Source organism: Varibaculum vaginae (assembly GCF_900604285.1).
Taxonomy (GTDB): Bacteria; Actinomycetota; Actinomycetes; order Actinomycetales; family Actinomycetaceae; genus Varibaculum; species Varibaculum vaginae.
Genome location: NZ_UWNY01000001.1, coordinates 983,105 through 999,466, shown reverse-complemented (window position 1 = coordinate 999,466; position 16,362 = coordinate 983,105). Strand labels below are relative to the sequence as shown.

At 52.8% G+C, this 16,362-nt stretch carries 13 protein-coding genes; 4 read left to right on the top strand and 9 right to left on the bottom strand.

Going from position 1 to position 16,362, the window contains the following annotated elements; all coding sequences use genetic code 11:
• The first annotated feature begins 119 nt into the window (after nucleotides 1–119).
• A complete protein-coding gene (hypF, locus tag EFB02_RS04230) occupies nucleotides 120–2,414 on the top strand; it encodes a carbamoyltransferase HypF (protein WP_122820325.1) in 2,295 nt (764 codons plus the stop codon).
• Nucleotides 2,415–2,468: 54 nt separating this feature from the next.
• Here the strand turns inward: hypF and hypE are convergent, their stop codons facing one another.
• The gene (hypE, locus tag EFB02_RS04225; protein WP_122820324.1) at nucleotides 2,469–3,626 is read right to left on the bottom strand and encodes a hydrogenase expression/formation protein HypE; all 1,158 of its coding nucleotides are present in this window, start codon (nucleotides 3,624–3,626) and stop codon (nucleotides 2,469–2,471) included.
• A 59-nt stretch (nucleotides 3,627–3,685) separates the two neighbouring features.
• Between hypE and EFB02_RS04220 the strand changes: the two genes are divergently transcribed.
• Both EFB02_RS04220 and hypD read left to right on the top strand, forming a co-directional pair.
• Nucleotides 3,686–3,952 carry a HypC/HybG/HupF family hydrogenase formation chaperone gene (locus EFB02_RS04220; protein ID WP_122820323.1) on the top strand — a complete coding sequence of 89 codons (267 nt, stop codon included), beginning with the start codon at nucleotides 3,686–3,688 and terminating at the stop codon, nucleotides 3,950–3,952.
• Between the two features lie 47 nt (nucleotides 3,953–3,999).
• Nucleotides 4,000–5,148: a hydrogenase formation protein HypD gene (gene hypD / locus EFB02_RS04215; RefSeq protein ID WP_122820322.1), complete on the top strand. Its 1,149-nt coding sequence runs from the start codon at nucleotides 4,000–4,002 to the stop codon at nucleotides 5,146–5,148.
• 198 nt (nucleotides 5,149–5,346) lie between these two features.
• On the opposite strand, the gene miaA is transcribed toward hypD, so the two are convergent.
• Complete coding sequence (gene miaA, locus EFB02_RS04210; protein WP_234992729.1) at nucleotides 5,347–6,291, bottom strand: tRNA (adenosine(37)-N6)-dimethylallyltransferase MiaA; 945 nt, start codon at nucleotides 6,289–6,291, stop codon at nucleotides 5,347–5,349.
• 8 nt (nucleotides 6,292–6,299) lie between these two features.
• Nucleotides 6,300–7,814: a tRNA (N6-isopentenyl adenosine(37)-C2)-methylthiotransferase MiaB gene (miaB, locus tag EFB02_RS04205; RefSeq protein WP_122820321.1), complete on the bottom strand. Its 1,515-nt coding sequence runs from the start codon at nucleotides 7,812–7,814 to the stop codon at nucleotides 6,300–6,302.
• An 86-nt stretch (nucleotides 7,815–7,900) separates the two neighbouring features.
• On the opposite strand from miaB, the gene EFB02_RS04200 reads away from it, so the two are divergent.
• Entirely contained in the window at nucleotides 7,901–9,121 is a 1,221-nt protein-coding gene (locus tag EFB02_RS04200) for a DUF1015 domain-containing protein (RefSeq protein ID WP_122820320.1), read from the top strand.
• Nucleotides 9,122–9,210: 89 nt separating this feature from the next.
• On the opposite strand, the gene EFB02_RS04195 is transcribed toward EFB02_RS04200, so the two are convergent.
• The 6 genes from EFB02_RS04195 to EFB02_RS04170 all read right to left on the bottom strand — a co-directional run bounded on the left by EFB02_RS04195 (nucleotide 9,211) and on the right by EFB02_RS04170 (nucleotide 16,362).
• Nucleotides 9,211–9,993: an isoprenyl transferase gene (locus tag EFB02_RS04195; RefSeq protein ID WP_122820319.1), complete on the bottom strand. Its 783-nt coding sequence runs from the start codon at nucleotides 9,991–9,993 to the stop codon at nucleotides 9,211–9,213.
• Nucleotides 9,994–10,000: 7 nt separating this feature from the next.
• Nucleotides 10,001–10,729 carry a DNA repair protein RecO gene (gene recO / locus EFB02_RS04190; protein ID WP_122820656.1) on the bottom strand — a complete coding sequence of 243 codons (729 nt, stop codon included), beginning with the start codon at nucleotides 10,727–10,729 and terminating at the stop codon, nucleotides 10,001–10,003.
• 187 nt (nucleotides 10,730–10,916) lie between these two features.
• Complete coding sequence (gene leuA / locus EFB02_RS04185; RefSeq protein ID WP_122820318.1) at nucleotides 10,917–12,668, bottom strand: 2-isopropylmalate synthase; 1,752 nt, start codon at nucleotides 12,666–12,668, stop codon at nucleotides 10,917–10,919.
• A gap of 130 nt (nucleotides 12,669–12,798) precedes the next feature.
• Nucleotides 12,799–13,857, bottom strand: a complete 1,059-nt coding sequence (locus EFB02_RS04180) for a LacI family DNA-binding transcriptional regulator (protein ID WP_122820317.1) — start codon at nucleotides 13,855–13,857, stop codon at nucleotides 12,799–12,801.
• A 154-nt stretch (nucleotides 13,858–14,011) separates the two neighbouring features.
• Complete coding sequence (gene era / locus EFB02_RS04175) at nucleotides 14,012–15,070, bottom strand: GTPase Era (RefSeq protein ID WP_234992728.1); 1,059 nt, start codon at nucleotides 15,068–15,070, stop codon at nucleotides 14,012–14,014.
• On the bottom strand, nucleotides 15,067–16,362 hold the full coding sequence (locus tag EFB02_RS04170; protein WP_122820316.1) for a hemolysin family protein: 1,296 nt from the start codon (nucleotides 16,360–16,362) through the stop codon (nucleotides 15,067–15,069). The genes era and EFB02_RS04170 overlap by 4 nt, the downstream gene beginning before the upstream one ends.

Here is a 16,362-nt window from a genome sequence, read left to right as displayed (position 1 = left end):
TCTCCTTCGTTCATCTGGCAAGCACCGCCGCGAGGATGCTACTAACCTTACCCTGTTCCCAACTTGCAAGTTACCGTTAGGCTTAGAATGTTGAGGTTTCACTACATGAGGAGGACGGGATGCGGCGAGCCTATCGGCTACGCGGCGTAGTGCAAGGGGTAGGGTTTCGCCCGCACGTAGCTAAAGTCGCCACCAACTTCCCCATCAGTGGTTTCGTGGGAAATGATGACGAATCAGTGTTTATTGAAGCGCAAGGCAGCCCCGACGATATTGAAAACTTTATAGCGAAAATGCTGGCGACCTTACCGCCCCTAGCGAGCGTCCTCCAGAGCATTTCCCGAGAAATACCGGAACTAGAAGGTGAAAGCGGATTTAAGATTGCCCCTTCGCGGCGGCGTCTCGGAGTACGCACTTTGATTCCCCCTGATACTGCTACCTGCCCGGATTGCCGCCAGGAAATGACTGACCCGAATAATCGGCGCTACCACTACCCCTTTATTACCTGTACTAACTGTGGTCCACGAGCAACTATTATGGTGGATTTGCCCTACGATCGGGACACTACCACTATGGTTAAGTTCCCGATGTGTCCCGCCTGTAGGGTCGAATATACCGATCCGGAAAACCGCCGCTACCATGCGCAGCCGGTTAGTTGCTTTGATTGTGGCCCCGTATTGTGGGTCAGCGATACTGTCAACCCAAATCTGCGCCCTCCAGCAGGAGATCGCCGTCCTTTGATCGCCGCCGCTCTATCTGAGGCTCGTGCGCGTTTACGGAGCGGAGAAATCCTGGCGGTGAAAGGTATTGGCGGTTTTCATCTAATGTGTGATGCCCGCAATGAAGAGGCGGTCGCGCGGCTACGTGAACGCAAGAATCGCGGGGATAAACCGTTTGCAGTGATGACCCCCAGTATTAAGGCTGCTAGGAGGCTCGCACAACTCGATGATTCGCAGCTAAAGGAGCTCGCCTCCCCGGCGCGGCCGATTATGATCGCTCCTTTTGCTCCCGAATACGATTTAGCTCCCGCGGTGGCTCCCGGCTTGGGGGACGTGGGAATTTTATTACCCTATACCCCTTTGCACTTAGAACTTTTAAGCGCCGAATGCTCCGAGATGGCGCTGGTAGCAACCTCGGGAAATCTAGCGGGAGAGCCACTATGTTTTACTAACGAGGACGCGCTCAATCGGCTGTCACGAATCGCGGATGGTTTCGTGTTCCATGACCGCGATATTCACCTGCCAATGGAAGACTCCGTTTTCTTAGCGAACCCGCAGGTAACTATTCCTTCCCGCCGTTCCCGGGGCTACGCACCGCTGCCGGTGTCTCTGCCGCAGGCAGCAGCGGCACCAATCTTGGCGGTTGGCGGGGAACTTAAAAACAGTTTCTGCCTGGCCAATGGCGATTGGGCACACATCTCGGGACATATTGGCGATATGGGTACCCTTGCCAGCCAAGAGACCTTAGATCGGGCGGTAACCCAAATGCTAAATTTCCAGCATCTCCGTCCCGAAAAAATAGTTTGCGACCTACACCCGGCCTATTCCACCGTCAGTTGGGCTTACCGTTGTGCCGAGCAGCGCGACATCGAGTTATTGCAGGTGCAGCACCATGTAGCCCATGCCTATAGCCTGTTGGCAGAACGTTCCCACCTGGATCCGGCGGTAATCGTGGCAGTTGATGGAACTGGTTATGGTACCGACGGCACTATCTGGGGCGGAGAAATCCTGGAAATTGCGGGTGCTGCTTGGCACCGGCGCGCCCATCTACCCACTTTTAGTCTGGTGGGAGGAGATCGCGCCGTAAAGTACCCCTGGCGAGTCGCCTTGGGGATTGCCCACGATTGGAACCTGGAGGGCATTACCCGGAAAATCAGTACCGAAATCGGTGATAGGCAAAGAAAGAGCACCGAATTAGAACTGGTGAAAAGTCAGTTAAATAGCGGTTTTGGAGTAGTTCCGACCACCAGTTGCGGCAGATTATTCGATGCCGCGGCCGCTGTATTAGGGATCTGCACATCAGTCACCTACGAGGCACAAGCGGCAATGGAATTAGAGCATGCCGCCTCCACATGGGCAAATAGGCATCTAGGGGCGAAGGCTCACCACTTTGGTAGTTACCGGGAACTTTTTGAAATGCTCGCCGAGGATGGCCAGGAAGTGGGCGAACGCGCCTGGCACTTTCATCTGGGACTGGCGCAGCTATTGGCTACCCAGGCCGCAGAAACCACCCAAAAAGCGGGGATTAAAACCGTGGGGTTGACCGGCGGAGTTGCCCTTAATCGCCTATTTAGCAGCCATTTTATCCGGATCATGCGTGAAGACGGCTATCAAGTCTTGACTCACCAAACCGTGCCTCCAAATGATGGCGGCCTGTGCCTAGGGCAGGCCTGGGCAGCAGTTTTAGACGCCTGCTAAGAGTAGTTATATTTAGCTACTACCCGTAATCTACCTACTGTAATTTTGAGCCGATTAACAGATTCGCGGTAGCGGATCCCCCACCAACATGTCAATCATCCGGGTACCCCCGAAAGCTGTCACCATTACTACCGACGACTCTGGTTTAGAAACTACCCGCCCAATATTGGCGGCCTCTTCCCCGCCGGGTAGCGCCCGCAGCACCTCTAGCGCCGTATCTACCTGTCCGGCAGGCACAACTGCGCAGAACATACCTTCGTTTGCCACATAGATGGGATCAATCCCCAACATATCGCAGGCACCACGGGTCATATCGTGTACTGGAATAGACTCATCCTCGATAGCTATCCCCCATTTAGTAGCCACCGCTAGTTCATTCAGCACCGTTCCCAGTCCGCCGCGAGTAGCATCACGCATCCAACGGGTGTCTGGAACCGCCGATATTAACGCTTCAACCAAGTGATTAACTGCGCGGGTATCAGATTTAATCGGAGCCTCAATCTCCAGGTCACCGCGCGCCATCATGACTGACATCCCATGATCGGCAATTGCTCCAGAAACAATAATTCGGTCTCCACGCTGCACCTGATTGGCTCCCAATTGCCTTTCACCAGGTACTATTCCGATTCCAGCAGTGTTAATAAATAGTTTGTCTCCACTGCCTTTGGGAACAACTTTGGTATCGCCGGTAATGATCCTTACCCCCGCGGTCTCGGCAGCCTGACGCATCGCCTGCACTTCCCGACGTAAATCCGCAATTGGCAAGCCCTCTTCCAAAATAAAACCGGCACTAATTACCTTGGGGATCGCACCCGAAACTGCCAGGTCGTTTACGGTACCATTTACCGCAAGCTCCCCGATGGAACCCCCCGGGAACACCGTAGGGTTAACCACATAGGAATCAGTAGACATCGCCAGCTTGCCACCTTCGCTCCCAGTGACCTCGCCTAAGATTTCCGCTAGGGGCATCACCCCAGCATCGGTAAGTTCCGCTAGGACTTCGTTACCGTAACCGGAAACAAAAACCTGATCGACTAGCGCAGCGGAAGCTTTCCCACCCGCGCCATGCGACAAAGTCACGTAGTCGTCTTTGAGTTTCATTCCGCGACTGCGTACTCGTGCGATATTGGAGTTTACTTTGAGTTCATCTTTATTTAGGCGGTTTTTCGGATCCACTCTTTGATAATCGCACAAATCGCTTATGGTTTTCATCTTTGATAGCGCTAACAAATGCAAGTAACCTGGAAAGTAGTTAACTCAAGGAGGGTTATATGTGCTTGGGAGTTCCGGCCGAAATCGTGGCATTCGACGAGACGGAAAGTGGCCGCGCCAAAGTTTCACTGTCGGGAGTCGAACGCATGATTTCTACAGATTTGCTGGCAGATGAGGGTCTGAAAGTTGGCGATTGGGTGCTCGTGCATGTGGGATTTGCAATGTCACAGATTGACGCCCAAGAGGCCGCCACTACTTTAGATCAGATCAGGAAACTGGGACAGTTCGAAAGCGAGCTGGAACAATTTAAAACCACCTCGGTTTAACCAGCTCACCCTACCAGTATCTTTAACCGCGAAAAGAGACTTAACGAATGAAGTACGTTGACGAATTCCGTGACCCCGAGTTTGCACGCAAACTGGTAGAACGCATTAACGCGGAGGCTGAGCATTTCGAACATCCGCTAGCGTTTATGGAGATTTGCGGAGGACACACCCACACGATTTACCGGCATGGACTAGAACATCTCTTACCAGAAAACGTACAGTTCATTCACGGCCCGGGTTGCCCGGTGTGTGTAATCCCCATGGGGCGGGTAGATGACGCGCTCTGGCTGGCAAATCAGCCTGATGTCATCTTGACTACTTTCGGCGACATGATGCGGGTACCGGGATCCAAAGAATCCCTTCTGCAGGCGAGGGCGCGCGGGCGAGACGTCCGTTTCGTTTATTCCCCCTTAGATGCTTTAAAAATTGCAAAGGAAAATCCGGATAAGAAGGTTATTTTTTTCGCGATCGGATTTGAAACTACCGCTCCCTCCACTGCGGTTACTTTGGTAGCCGCGAAGAAACAGCAGGTAAAAAACTTTTCTGTGTTTTCCAATCACGTCAAGATTGAGCCGCCACTGCGTGCAATTGTTGGTGCTGATGAAACCCGGATTGATGGCTTTATCGGACCAGGTCATGTGGCGACGGTAATCGGTTCCGATGCCTTTGAGTTCCTACCGAAAGAATACAATAAACCGGTAGTAGTTACAGGATTTGAGCCGCTAGATATATTGCAGGCAGTAGCCATGCTAATCGACCAATATCTGTCGGGAACGGTTAAACGGGGTGAAGCACGGGTAGAAAACCAATATTCGCGGGTAGTGCGCCGCGAAGGTAACCTTGCTGCACTCAAGCTCCTTGACCGGGTATTTTCCACCCGTGACACTTTCGAGTGGCGAGGCCTAGGGTGGATGCCCTATTCGGGGATGGGAATTTCCGAGGAATTTGCCCCCTGGGATGCGGAAAGGTTATTTAAGGTACCGGGAATGCGAGTTCCCGATCCCCCAGCCTGTGAATGTGGATCAGTTCTAACCGGACGGATCAAACCTTGGGAATGTAAAGTGTTCGGCACTGCCTGTTCCCCCGAGAAACCTATCGGTACCTGTATGGTTTCTCCCGAGGGCGCATGTGCGGCCTTCTATAACTTCGGCCGCATCGACCGAGAAACCGCCCATGCCATCGTAATCGAGGACTAGTAGGGGCTGGCTGGGCACGCGGGGCAAGATTTTTCCTCCCCGGTGAAAGCTTTATAGCTAGTCGATTATGCGTAAAAAGGGTTAAACATGCGGGGGATAGTTTTTTCCTCCCGCCCCTCGTAACATTTTGGGCAGGAGGAAAAAAGTTTTCCGCGCTCTTTCCGACAAGAATTAAGCTGAACCGGTCTTCCAGACAGTTTATTTCTTTTCGTTGATTCCCAGGAGGGTTAGGGCTTGGTCCAGGTTGGCGGCGGCACCCGCCTCGCCATCTAACCAATGGATTCTAGGGTCTTTACGGAACCATTTGCGCTGTTTACGGGCAAGCTGCCGGGTTTGTAGCGCTATTTGCTCTGTCGCCTCTTCGCGAGTGATTTTTCCGGCTAACAAATCCATAACTGCCTGGTAGCCGGTGGCTCGACAAGCCGTAGGAGTATCTGCCAGCCCCTGCTTTTCCAGCCCAGCGACTTCCTGGATAAATCCGTGTACCAACATTTGCGTGGTGCGCTGGCAAATGCGCTCATCTAACACGTCTAATGGCCACTTGATTCCCAATTGTAAGGTGGGTTGGAAGTATTCCCGGCGGGGCATGGTAGCAGAGAATTTCTTTCCGGTTAGCTCGTAGACTTCCAGCGCGCGGATAACTCGACGTTCGTTACTAGGCAAGATTTTCGCTGCGGACTGCGGATCAACTTCGGCGAGGCGCTGATGCATTTTATCTATCCCCAGCTGCGCTGCCTGGGCTGCTAGCCGCGTTCTAATACCGCTATCGGTTCCGGGAAACTCGATTTCATCCAAGGCAGCACGCACATATAGTCCGCTGCCTCCCACCAAAATCGGGAGAGCTTTGCGCCTGCGGATATCGTTAATCACTTGTCGGCAACTATGCTGATAGGCGGCTACTGAGGCTTTTTCCTGTAGTTCCAACACATCCAGCAGATGATGTGGGATTCCTTCACGTTCCTGCACGGAAACTTTCGCGGTTCCGATATCCATACCCCGGTAAAGCTGGAAAGCATCGGCAGAAATAATTTCACCGGGGATGCCCCGCTCCCCTAATGCTCGAGCTAGCTGCAGGGAAAAACCAGATTTTCCGCTGGCAGTGAGCCCTACTACCGCTACCAGAGGAATTTGAGAGGAATCCACGGAGCTACCTACCCGCGAGGACGAATAGCAGGAATACCTAGCGAAACTTGCTGGGAATAGGCTTCTTCCTTACTTTGGCGCGCCTCCCAGGCATCCCCAGCTCTGGTAGCACGCACCGAGAATAATCCCCCATGCAAGGCAGAATCAGCAATCAGGTTATGGGGAGCACCGTAAGTGACGGTTGCGGTGATGATATCTCCCGGTCGAGGCGGTTTCTGCTCGGCCGGCAAAGCCACGTGGACTAGGCGCCCATCGCGAGCCCGCCCCGAAATCCGCTTAGTTTCTTCATCCTTCCGTCCTTCTCCCTCGGCAACTAAAACTTCCACCGTGGTACCTTCCAACTTCTGGTTTTCTGCCAGGCAAATCTGTTCTTGCAGCGCAATCAACCGATTGTAGCGTTCTAGCTTTACCTGGTGAGGTACCTGATCTTCACGATCCGCCGCCGGGGTGCCTGGGCGCGGCGAATACAGGAAGGTGAAAGCAGAGGCAAAACGAGCCTGTTCCACTACTTCTAGGGTTTGTTGGAAGTCTTCCTCGGTCTCTCCGGGGAAACCCACGATGATATCGGTGGAAATCGCGGCCTCGGGCATCGCCTCCCGCACTTTATTTAATATCCCCAGGAAGCGTTTTTGCCGGTAAGACCGACGCATAGCCCGTAGAATCTGATCCGATCCGGATTGGAGCGGCATATGCAGAGTGGGCATCACGTTTTCAGTTTCTGCCATCGCCCAGATCACGTCATCGCTAAAGGCGGCCGGATGGGGGGAAGTGAAGCGCACCCGCTCTAAATCCTGAATATTTCCACAGGCACGCAGCAGTTTGGCAAATGCTCCGCGATCACCAAATCCAGCGCCATAGGAATTCACGTTTTGCCCCAGCAAGGTAACTTCTAATGCTCCCTGCGTTACCACGGCCTCTACTTCCGCAAGTACTTCCCCGGGACGCCGATCCCGCTCACGTCCTCGCAATGAGGGAACGATACAGAAGGTACAAGTATTATTACAGCCCACCGAGATAGATACCCAGGCAGAATAAGCCGATTCGCGACGGGTAGGCAAAGTGGAGGGAAATACTTTTAAAGATTCCGCAATTTCTACTGCCGCTTGTTGGTTATGGGCAGATCTGCGCAGTAGGGCAGGAAGGACATCGATATTGTGGGTGCCGAACACCGCATCCACATAGGGGGCTTTTTCGATAATTTTTTCGCGCATCTGTTGCGCCAGGCAACCCCCAACCGCAATCTGCATTCCAGGCCGCTGCCGCTTCACGCTGGCTAGTTGCCCCAAGTTCCCGAAAAGGCGAGTAGCGGCGGCTTCCCGCACGGAACAAGTGTTGATTACTACTACATCTGCTCCCCCGTCACCGGCAAGAGTGGCGCGCGCAGCTGCAGCCGGCACCAGTTCTACCGGTACTAATCCATCGGCTTCTAGCAGACCCGCCATACGTTCGGAGTCATGCTCGTTCATCTGGCACCCGAGAGTGCGCACATGGTAGGTACGGGGCGTTTTATCGTTGCTTGTCATCGCGCCCAGTCTAATAGGCGGTGTGCTTGCTTGGAAAACCGGATATGCCGGTAGAGTAATAACAGTACGACCCTAAGGAGATTTTGATGCCAAAGTTGCGTCCTTTTCGCGCCCTGCGTCCTACTAGTGAGGCTGCCCCGCGGGTAGTGGCACTGCCCTATGACGTCATGAACCGACAGGAGGCCGCAGCGCAGGGAAAAGACCCCGACTCCTATCTACATGTCACCCGCGCAGAAATTGATTTACCTTTAAGCGTAGATCAACACGCAAACCAAGTACATGAGCAGGCTGCCGCAAACTTAACGGATTTTATTAACCGCGGCATACTTATCCGCGAAGAGCGGCCTTGCCTTTATCTGTACAGGGAGAATTGGCGAGGCGCCTCCCAGGTGGGGATTGTAGGATGCGCCCAGGTAACCGATTATCAGGACGGCACTATTAAGCGACATGAGAAAACTTTGGCGATTAAAGAGGCCGACCGGATTAAGCATTTTGACCGGGTTAACGCCCATACCGAGCCGGTGTTTTTGACCTATCGTGCCAATCAAGAAATCGATGAACTTTCCGCGAGGGTAACTAGAGAAAAGCCACTGCTTACCGGAAAAACTCTCGATGGAACCTACCATGAACTTTGGCCTTTATCGGATGAAGATACCACCTTGGCAACCCGCGCCCTAGAATCTTTGGACTACTTTTATATTGCCGATGGTCATCACCGCTCGGCTTCTGCAGCAAAAGTAGGGCTTTCTCGCCCCCAGCGCGCAGATGCTCCTTGGAATGAGTTCCTGGTAGTCGCAGTTCCCGATCATGATCTGCGATGCCTACCCTACAACCGGCTAGTGCTTGATTGGGGAGACACTAACCCCGAACAGTTCTTAACTGACTTAGCGCAAGTAGCGACGATAAGCGAGCTCAGTGTATTTGCGGAACCACCAGCAGTCGGCTCCTTCAGTATGTATTTGGATGGCAAATGGTACACATGCAGCTTCCACCCCGACGTTATCGCCGGTAAAGAACTGCCCGATTCTTTGGATGTGTCATTACTGCAAGAAAAGGTACTTGCTCCCCTACTGGGGATTGAAGATCCGCGCACCAGCGAACGTATCGAGTTCGTAGGCGGGATTCGCGGAGATGGAGAGCTTAAAGCTGCGGTAGATAAGGGCGCAGCCTGTGCATTTTACATGTACCCCACCCAGATTGACCAAGTGATGGAAGTGGCAGATGCCGGTAAAATCATGCCCCCTAAATCCACTTGGTTCGAACCTAAATTGGGCAGCGGTCTCTTCGCCCACCCCCTTTGGGATTAGCATTACCCGGATTTTGCGTCTTTTCGAGGGCGCCTTCCCGGGGAATGCGAAAGCGCGCTACACGAATTTTCAAGAGTCTCGAAATGACTTTAGAAGTGTGCAGGCTGATCTTTCGCCCCTCCAAAACGCCGATTACGTCCCCCAAATGCTGCAAGTTCCCGCCAGAGTTGTTCCCGTTTAAAATCAGGCCACATCTCGGGGACAAAACTGAGTTCCGCATACGCACATTGCCAGAGCAAGAAGTTTGACAGGCGCTGTTCCCCAGAGGTGCGAATCAGTAAGTCCACATCTGGCATACCTCCCAGGTACATTTCCCGCGCCAGGGTGTCCTCACGGATATGCTTTTCGCTAATTTCCCCGGCCGCAACCCGGCGTGCAACCGCACGCGCAGCATCAACTAGTTCTGCCCGCCCTCCATAATTGATGCACATATTAAACACCATCCCGGTGTTTTTCTTAGTTAGCTCGGCGGCAGCTTCTAGTTCCTTGATAACTGATTTCCACAGCCGTCCTCGTCTCCCCGACCACACAATGCGCACGTTCCAATCGTTAAGTTCGTGGGAGCGACGGCGGATCACATCCCGCGAATACCCCATAAGGAAACGAACTTCTGCCGGGGAGCGTCTCCAGTTCTCGGTAGAAAAAGCATAGACACTCACCATTTTCACCCCGGCTTCTACTGCCCCGGCCAGGGTGTCCATCAGCGATAGTTCTCCAGCTTGATGCCCTGCCGTGCGCGGTAAGCCCTGCTGGTTAGCCCAGCGACCATTGCCATCCATAATTAGCGCCACATGGGAGGGAACTGGCGATAGCAGTGGCATTGAGGCGCCCTGCCCGGGGGGAACGGTTGCTACCAAGTCTTTATCGCTCATGTTCTTATTATGCCTTGCGGTCCCGCACCGACAGAGATTTTAGCTTTCGTTCTAACACCCATTCGGTATAGGCAGTGACCACTTCTTCTGCTGTTCCCTGGGTTAGCGCATCTGCTTGATATCCCTGTGGCCACTGCCCCGAGAGCAGCGAAGTAAACAGGTTGGTTACCGCCGCTGAAATGCGCACTCCCCCACTAAGCTGACAATCTTCGCACACCACTCCGCCGGCAGGTGCAGAAAACACTTTAAAAGGACCGCCAGCTCCGCACAGTGCACACTCGCTTAAGGCAGGCGCCCATCCAGCTATCGCTAGAGTGCGCAATAGGTAAGAGGACAATACCATGCCGGGACGGTGGGCTCGGTTCGCTAAGGCCGCTATCGCCCCAGCGAGTAGCCGGTATTGACTGCGTGAGCCCTCTCCCTCGGAAAGTTTCTCGGCGGTTTCTAGCATGACCTGCCCCGAGAGATAACGTTCGTAGTCGGAGGCAATTTGGGGAGCATCGAGACTGAGTGACTCAGCCTGAGTGACAGTGTCCAGGTTTCTCCCGGAATGTAGCTGCAGTTTTACGCGGTTAAAGGGACTAAGACGCGCCCCGAATTTCGAGGAAGTGCGGCGCAGTCCTTTAGCTACCGCCCGTACTTGACCATGCTCTAAGGTCAGCAGAGTCAAGATCATGTCTGCTTCCCCTAGTTTGGTGGTTCGCAGAACAATCGCCTGGTCGGTATAGGTTCGCAGCACCTGGATATTATCTCACATCCAGGTGACAGTTCAGCGTTAACCCGGTTCAAATAACACTTGTGGTCAACTATTAGCTGCTCCCTCTGCAAATATAGAGGCCGTACCAAAGCGAATCCTGCAAGTCGATTGCTAGGAAACAACTTTTGATTTCAAGTTCAAAATGCTATTTGGCAGCCACCAAGCCCTAACGTTCTGCGCGGTTGAGGGCACTTATTACCGCTTTATAAGTAGCGCGAGTAATCGAAGAATCAATACCTACTCCCCATAGCACCTGACCGGAGATTTCAGCCTCAACATAAGCCGCTGCCCGCGAACTCTCGCCGGTTTCCATCGCATGCTCAACATAGTCGAGCACTTTGATATCCAGACCCAGCCCTTGGAAGGCGGTAATGAACGCTTCGATGGGGCCGGGCGCCACCGCCTCCAAAGTACGCAAATTACCGTTGTCAATAACCCGAGCCCGCAAGGAGACTTCCCCCGTTTCATGGTTGTTATCTGCAAGGGAATCACGCAGTTTGAAACGTCCCCAGGGAGAAAGACTGTGTTCTTCGCCGGGCAGATATTCATCGGCAAAGATCTTCCACAAATGCTGTGAGTCTACCTCGCCCCCGAACTTTTCCGTGTACTCCTGTACATGGCGATAGAATTCCACCTGCAGGCGCCGTGGCAAATCCAAGGAGTAGTCGCGTTTCATCATGAACGCGATTCCCCCCTTGCCAGACTGAGAGTTAACCCTTACCACTGCCTGGTAGTCACGTCCGATATCACCGGGATCAATCGGAAGGTAAGGTACCGTCCAGATCACCTGGTTCTGGTCACCATCGGCAGCTGCCACTTCTCGGGCACGCTTATCAAACCCTTTCTTAATGGCGTCCTGATGGGAACCCGAAAAAGAAGTGTAAACCAAATCACCAGTGTAGGGCTGGCGGGGATTGGTTTCCATGCGAGTACAGTGCTCCACGGTTTTGCGCAGCTGATCCAGGTTAGAAAGATCCAGCATAGGGTCGATTCCTTGGGAATAAAGATTCATCGCCAAAGTAATCAAATCGACGTTACCAGTTCTTTCCCCCTGCCCCAGCAGACAGCCTTCTACCCGATCCGCGCCTGCTTTCATAGACAGTTCTGCCGCAGCAATCCCCGTCCCCCGATCATTATGGTTATGTACTGACAAACATACGTGCTCACGGCGACTAAGGTGACGACTCATCCATTCAACCTGATCGGCATAGGAGTCCGGGGTGTAACGTTCCACTGTTGCCGGCAGGTTCAAGATAATTTCGCGGCTATCATCGGGTTGCCAAATATCCATTACCGCTTCACAGATTTCTAAAGCAAATTCGGGCTCGGTGTCCACGAAAATTTCAGGGGAATACTGCAAACCAAATACCGTAGAATCATCCAACTGTTTTTCTGCTTGCGCGATTATTTCTCGTACTCCGCTAACCGCCAGCTCCACGGTGGCCGCCTTATCGTTGTGGAATACGATTTCTCGAAAAGTGGGTGAGGTGGCGTTATAAATATGGACATTGGCTCGCGGCACCCCTACTAGCGACTCCACCGTGCGTCCGATTAAATCTTCGCGCGCCTGGGTAAGCACCGAAACACACACGTCCTCGGGGATTGCATCCTCTTCCACCAGCGAGCGCACGAAGTCGTAATCTACCTGTGAAGCTGCCGGGAAGCCGATTTCGATCTCCTTAAACCCAATCTGAACCAAAAGGTCAAACAATTTGCGTTTACGCCGCGGATCCATCGGGTCGATCAAGGCCTGGTTACCATCCCGCAAATCTGTAGACAGCCAGCGAGGAGCCTGGGTTACATTTCTATCTGGCCAGGTACGATCCGATAATTTCAGCGAAGTATCCCAAAAATGAGCATACTTTTGAAAGGGCATTCCAGAAGGTTGTTGCCGAGGAGCTTTACCAGTAGTTCGCATTTTATGATTTCTTTCTGCTTTTAAACGGCTGGCCGAGGAAAGCAAGGAATCCCGCGACGAGTCTCGACCAGATTTACTGGACTTCGTCGCGGCAGCCTAGCAGCAGAGCAATCAAACGCATAGTACCACTTTAAACGGATTTCCCGCTTTCTGGTAACCAACGTCCCGCATATTGAGCAGAAAGGCGCGGCCCTTGTGTAGATTCTCGCGGGATAAAGGCACCTTCACCGGCCACTATACGATCCTCAGCTTTCGGCACAAAGGCAGCACCGAAAATCTGTTTCATCAGCACAGTCACCCCCAGATTAGCCAGCTTGTCTACAGGTTGGTCAATCACACTAATTGCCGGGGACATCACAGAGAACCAGGAAATATCATCGATTGCCGCTAGTCCCAGATCGGAACCTAGCTGCATTCCCATACTTTTAGCAATCATCAGCACCCCCAAAGCAATCTGGTTAGAAGCGCAGATAATAATATCTGGACGATAAAGTGCCAGCAAAGCCCGAGTGGCGCTAGCCGCGGAAACTGCCTCATGGTGACAATATTCCACTTCCAGCTTCTCAAAACCGCATTCAGTTAAGGCCACTTGCAGTTGTTTACTACGCCTTTGTTCCGATAAAGAAAATTCTGGACCAGCTAAGTAGGCAGGACGACGATAACCGGCATCCCTTAAATGCTCTGCCATATCCCGCATCGCTCGGGTAGAATCAATCAGCACTGAAGGGATCATCGCCCCTGGAGGTTCCCGGTCTAAAGCCACCATAGCCATTCCCTCGGGAGGATCTGGATGCTTCCACCCAGGCTTTATCCGCGAGGGCGGTACCACCAATAGTCCGTCTACCCCCTGTTTTGCCAGTGCTCGAATCCCGTTTTCATAACTTTTTCCATCTTCATGAGCATTCGAGAGTACAAGAGAAGTTTGATGGGAACGCACTGCCCGCTCTACGCAATGCGCCAGCATCGCATAAAAGGGGTTCATCACGTCACCTACTACCAAGCCGATAGCTCCGGTACGCCCGGTACGCATTGCCGCTGCTAAACGATCTTTTTGGTAACCTAAATCCTCGGCGGCCGTCAATACCTTACGGAGAGTTTCAGGAGCTAAATGGGTATTCCCATTAAGGGCGCGCGAAACTGTGGCAATCGAGACTCCGGCGGCTTTAGCCACGTCACGAATGGTTGCCACGAAACCCCCTCCGCTTGTAAGTGTTTTAACGTTAAAATCCTAGCAAGAAAGACCTGCCTTGGGGAAACGTTTACAAAATTGCGGTGGGTAAGCCTAAAGATAAAGCCTTGGTTTTATAGCGAAGTGCAGCTTAAGACTAGCCCCTAATAACGCACTAGAACCCCAAACGTCCTAACATTTTCGTGTCAGATTGCCAGTTCTTCGCCACTCGTACATGCAAGTGCAACTGCACTGGACATCCCAAAAGCTTTTGAATCTGCCGCTTAGATTTCAGCCGTACCCGGCGAATACGCTGCCCTCCTTTACCAATCAAAATTCCTTTTTGGGAATCGCGTTCCACGTAGACATTAACGTGTACATCTAGAGGCTTGATTTCCTCTTTAGACGGCGCCGAATATCCCTCATCAACACGGTTTAAGGATGAGTCCGCAATGTCGGAGGCGAAGTCACTCTCGGCCTGTTTAGTACTTTCTTCTTCTTTAGAGAGCCGATGCGTTCCGTATCCCAGGCGCGGACCTCTATCTTCCCCCTGATAAAGAATCTCTTCTACCTGAACCGCAATGGAGTGCGGTAGTTCTTCCCGTACCCCCTCCAAGGCGGCCTCACGCACAAACTCCGCAATCATTTTCTCTACCGACTCATCACTAACCTGGTCGCGGGGATATAGGGGCGGGGAAGGAGGCAAGTATTTTGCAATCTGATCGGCCAGTACCGACACTTCCCCCTCTAAGGCACTTAGGGGTACTATCTCCTGCCAATCTCCTAGCTCCCCCGCAGCTACCAACGCGTTAATCATCCGTTCTTTAGAAACCAAATCCGCTTTGGTAACCGCCATGATTACCGGGATATTCAGGTCTTTCAGTTCCGCGGCAATATAGCGGTCTCCCGGACCAATCTTTTGATCCGCAGGCACACAAAACACCACCGCATCTACATCTACCAAAGCTTCACGCACCATATCGTTAAGGCGCTTACCCAGCAATGTACGAGGGCGATGTAGACCAGGAGTATCCACCAACACAATCTGGTAGTCCTGCCCCTGAACTACACCTCGCACATTATGGCGGGTAGTTTCCGGGCGGGAAGAAGTAATTGCCACCTTTTGCCCTACCAGTGCATTAGTTAGGGTAGATTTACCCACATTGGGGCGTCCCACGATAGAAACAAATCCCGCACGATGCTCATTAGGGGATTTTTTCTCTTCTTCACTCATTCTGCGTCCGTTTCTTTCTCCAGGCGTTTTACCAATAAGGTATCCATTTGTCGGCGTCGCCCGGCAACCGTTTTCACCGTTAGTTCCAATCCTTTGACAAGGGCATGAGACCCTAGCAGCGGCACTTTCCCCAAGGCTTTTGCTAGCAGCCCGCCGGCAGTGTCCACTTCATCGTCGTCTATTTCCAAATTCACCAGTGCAGCCAAGTCATACAGACCTAGGCGCGCAGGTATCACCCATGAGTCCGGCCCAATTTGCTCCGGTTCCTGTTCGGCACGATCATGCTCATCGGTTACCTCGCCCACCAACTCTTCCAGAATATCTTCGATAGTTACCAGCCCCACTGTGCCACCCCATTCATCCACTACCACCGCAATATGGGGAGCATCTGCTTGCATCTGACGCATTAGGTCATCGGCGAGCATAACTTCCGGGACAAAGAACGCCTCCCGCATCATCTCGGGAACCGGGTGATTCATTAGCTCAGGACGCGCAAAACATCTAGAAACTACGTCTTTTAGATAGAGCATCCCTCGCACATCATCTGCGTCCTCGCCCAATACTGGAATCCGAGAAAAACCAGACTGAATAAATATTTCGAAGGCTTCCCGGGCACGGGTGGTAGTTTCCACCGAAACCATATCGGTGCGGGGAACAATAATTTCGCGTACTAAAGTAGTGCCTAGTTCCAGAGCAGAGCGCACTATTTGACGATCTTCGTCTCTGAAATCCAGGTTTTCTTCCTCAGCCATTTCCTCTACCATTTCCCGGAAATCTTCGGCGATTTCGGCGCGGGAGGCAGCCTCATCTGCGGGAGTTAGCGGCGCAATTTTGTGTGCAACCCACTCAACGGGGCGGTAAAGCACCGAGATTTTTAACCCAAAATTCACCATTTTACTGAGCCACAAGGCAGTAGCTTCGGGGCGATAACGCCCTATCCGCGCTCCGGCAAAAGTGGCAAAAGTTAGTAGCAAAGCTCCCAGTACCAGTAGGGAAACTAAGAGCGCCAACCACCAGACCAGCCCGAAGCCCAACATGGCTAGGGTCATACAGGTAGCCGCTAATACCTGGGCAAACAGGCGCCATGACTGGCAAATGGCTACGGTACGCGCCCGATCTACAACCAGTGAACGCACTAAACGGGCACGGCGGTATTCCTCCTCTACCAGGTCTTGAGCACGCGCGTGAGATAAGGTTTGGAATGCTCCCAACGCCGCCGTCCAGGCAGCATCTACCCCCACTAGCACAATCGCTAAAGTTAGTAGACCCCCAGCGGGTATCTGGGAGAACAA

What these genes read in the sequence shown, in the direction of transcription:
- EFB02_RS04200 (WP_122820320.1), top strand. Translation starts at nt 7,901, where the DNA reads ATGCCAAAGTTGCGTCCTTTTCGCGCCCTGCGTCCTACTAGTGAGGCT.
- leuA (WP_122820318.1), bottom strand. Translation starts at nt 12,668, where the DNA reads ATGCGAACTACTGGTAAAGCTCCTCGGCAACAACCTTCTGGAATGCCC.
- hypF (WP_122820325.1), top strand. Translation starts at nt 120, where the DNA reads ATGCGGCGAGCCTATCGGCTACGCGGCGTAGTGCAAGGGGTAGGGTTT.
- EFB02_RS04195 (WP_122820319.1), bottom strand. Translation starts at nt 9,993, where the DNA reads ATGAGCGATAAAGACTTGGTAGCAACCGTTCCCCCCGGGCAGGGCGCC.
- hypD (WP_122820322.1), top strand. Translation starts at nt 4,000, where the DNA reads ATGAAGTACGTTGACGAATTCCGTGACCCCGAGTTTGCACGCAAACTG.
- hypE (WP_122820324.1), bottom strand. Translation starts at nt 3,626, where the DNA reads ATGAAAACCATAAGCGATTTGTGCGATTATCAAAGAGTGGATCCGAAA.
- miaB (WP_122820321.1), bottom strand. Translation starts at nt 7,814, where the DNA reads ATGACAAGCAACGATAAAACGCCCCGTACCTACCATGTGCGCACTCTC.
- era (WP_234992728.1), bottom strand. Translation starts at nt 15,070, where the DNA reads ATGAGTGAAGAAGAGAAAAAATCCCCTAATGAGCATCGTGCGGGATTT.
- EFB02_RS04220 (WP_122820323.1), top strand. Translation starts at nt 3,686, where the DNA reads ATGTGCTTGGGAGTTCCGGCCGAAATCGTGGCATTCGACGAGACGGAA.